The organism is uncultured Thiodictyon sp. (genome assembly GCF_903828115.1).
Lineage (GTDB): Bacteria > Pseudomonadota > Gammaproteobacteria > Chromatiales > Chromatiaceae > Thiodictyon.
Window position 1 is genome coordinate 1 of sequence record NZ_CAIKKU010000547.1, and the last position, 2,227, is coordinate 2,227.

Sequence of the window (2,227 nt, forward strand, 5' to 3'; positions counted from 1 at the left end):
CGCTCCTACGGCGCGTAGGAGCAGCCCCCCGGCCGCGACGAGTGCCAGCCGGGTTCTGGCCAGATTCATGATCAAGGCCAACGTAGGTCCGCCCTTCAGAGCGACCGCCATCAGCAGGGTTTCCAGCCGCAACGGCTCGGCCGCCACAGCGTCAGCCAATCCTCCGTCCCCGCTAGCCACCAGATGACGTCACGCGCTCCCACAATGGGGCCTACACTGTACGGTCAGAGTTACCGCCCACAGCCCGTCCCAGACTGTGCGCTGCCCAGTCTTGCACGGAATATATCGAAATGATATAGTTCGATCATGCACATCATATCCCTGAAAATGCTGCGCGACTTCTGGAAAAGACACCCTGAAGCGGAGCAGTCCTTGCGTAACTGGCACACCATCGCTGAACATTCACGCTTTATCGACTTCGCCGAGCTGCGGGATTGCTTCGGCAGCGCCGATTATGCTGCGCCTTATACGATATTCAATATCGGCGGGAACAACTACCGCGTCGTGGTCATCGTTCGGTACCGGGACGGCAAGATATTCGTTCGTTGGGTCATGACGCACCGGGAATACGATCATTGGTGCAAACTGTACAAACAAGGCAAGGTGTAACCAAGATGACTGCTACCGCCTCTCTCGACCTCAAGGTGCTGCAACAGACTTGGGTCGCGTTCGATCGCCTCGCCCACCTGCGTCCGATCCGTACCGAAGAAGAATACGACCGCACCATCGCGCTGCTGAACCACCTGCTGGACGTCGTCGGCGAGCAGGAAGAGCACGAATTGTCAGGGCTTCTCGATCTCGTCGGCGAACTGGTGAGCGACTACGATACGCGCCATTTTGCTATTGAGGCATCGGAGCCCAAGGAGGTGCTGCGCTACCTGATGGAAGTACGCGGCCTGAAACAAAGCGATCTGGCTGAAATCGTGCCCCAGAGCAACCTGTCGGCCATTCTCGCCGGCAGGCGCAAGATCAGCGCAACACTTGCGGGAAAACTCGCCAAGTATTTCAGCATCAGCGCGACAGTTTTCATTCCGGTCTAAGGGGGTTGTACGATCTTGAGTTGATGGCATCAGCGCTGGACGCGCGGCCTTGATCATAACTCCGGCCAAGACCGCGCCGTTTGCATGGGAGATGCGCCAGTAAGTCACTGAAAAATAGCTATCTCGTGAGCCGCTGGCATGGGCAAGTGGCCGGTTTTATGACCAGTGCCAAGGATGGTATAGCCCTCGGACGTGATAGCCGGACCTAGTACCCCACTCCATTCTATCCTGCGACCCCAACGGGGTCGCGCATACCAGCCCGGGGCAACGCCCCGGGATCGGATCGTTTAGCGGGCCTAGCCCTGAAAGGGCGTGACATCACGACGAGGCTCCCGATGTCACGCCCTTTCAGGGCTAGTCCTTTGTATTCGCTAGACCCAGGGCGTTGCCCTGGGCTGGTATGTCACGCCCCTTCGGGGCTTCGGGCCGCCGCAAGATGAGCTGGAATGGCGTACTACGGGCGGGTTTCAAACCCGCCCCACACCAGGGGCCTGCCCGGATGTCAGGTGCGAAGCCGGGAGCCAGTGCCAGGGCTCGAACCATGCCCTCCCCGATTGTCCGCGTCACCAATCCCCTGGAAAGAGCAGTCAGCCGTCAGCCATCAGTGCATCAGCATCTTACGAGCCGTCTTGGAGCCGCAGGCGCCCACCCGACAGGTGATGCGGCGGGTGATCAGAAACGTTTGAAGCTGAAAGCTGAAAGCTGAAAGCTGATCGCTGACTGCTCCTTTTAGGGTTACACTCATCGTTACCGCCTGCGGGACGAGCGCGGCCAGTGTCTGCTCAACCACGGCGGGATTTATCTCCTGGAACTGAACAAATTCGCCGACCAACAGGTCACGACCGAGGAGCAACGCTGGCTCAAGTTCTTCAAAGAGGGCGAGCACCTGGATGCCGACCGGCTCCCCGCGTGGATGCAGACCCCCGAAATGAGGCAAGCCATGAATACCCTGAAGGCCTTTTCCGAGCGAGAACGCGCCTACGATGTCTATCAGGCGCGGCAGGACTTTCTGCGCCAACAGGGCGCCATCGAACGGGAACGGCGCTCCATCCAACAGGCGCTGGAGGAGACGAGCGCCGCGCTCGAACAGAAGAACGCCGCGCTCGCGCAGGAACGCGCCGCTCGGGAGGCCGAGCGGCAGGCCAAAGAAGCCGCCCTTGGCGAGGTCGCGCGCCTCACCGCGCTGC

General features: G+C 60.2%; 4 protein-coding genes. 3 read left to right on the forward strand and 1 reads right to left on the reverse strand.

Translation table 11 applies throughout. The annotated features are described in order from the left end of the window. Positions 1-306: 306 nt before the first annotated feature. Together QZY48_RS20350 and QZY48_RS20355 are read left to right on the forward strand one after the other, a co-directional pair. Positions 307-609 (forward strand): type II toxin-antitoxin system HigB family toxin, encoded by a 303-nt coding sequence (locus QZY48_RS20350; RefSeq protein ID WP_295434591.1) that lies wholly within the window; start codon positions 307-309, stop codon positions 607-609. A 5-nt stretch (positions 610-614) separates the two neighbouring features. Continuing rightward, a complete protein-coding gene (locus QZY48_RS20355; protein ID WP_295434593.1) occupies positions 615-1,040 on the forward strand; it encodes a helix-turn-helix domain-containing protein in 426 nt (141 codons plus the stop codon). A 601-nt stretch (positions 1,041-1,641) separates the two neighbouring features. On the opposite strand, the gene QZY48_RS20360 is transcribed toward QZY48_RS20355, so the two are convergent. Continuing rightward, positions 1,642-1,926 carry a hypothetical protein gene (locus tag QZY48_RS20360; RefSeq protein WP_295434594.1) on the reverse strand — a complete coding sequence of 95 codons (285 nt, stop codon included), beginning with the start codon at positions 1,924-1,926 and terminating at the stop codon, positions 1,642-1,644. Between QZY48_RS20360 and QZY48_RS20365 the strand changes: the two genes are divergently transcribed. After that, positions 1,837-2,227: PD-(D/E)XK nuclease family transposase (locus tag QZY48_RS20365; protein WP_295434596.1), on the forward strand; the 391-nt coding region annotated here is incomplete at its 3' end. The two genes, QZY48_RS20360 and QZY48_RS20365, sit on opposite strands and share 90 nt — an antisense overlap.

Coding starts and splice junctions, on each gene's coding strand:
- QZY48_RS20350 (WP_295434591.1), top strand. CDS start 307: ATGCACATCATATCCCTGAAAATGCTGCGCGACTTCTGGAAAAGACAC.
- QZY48_RS20355 (WP_295434593.1), top strand. CDS start 615: ATGACTGCTACCGCCTCTCTCGACCTCAAGGTGCTGCAACAGACTTGG.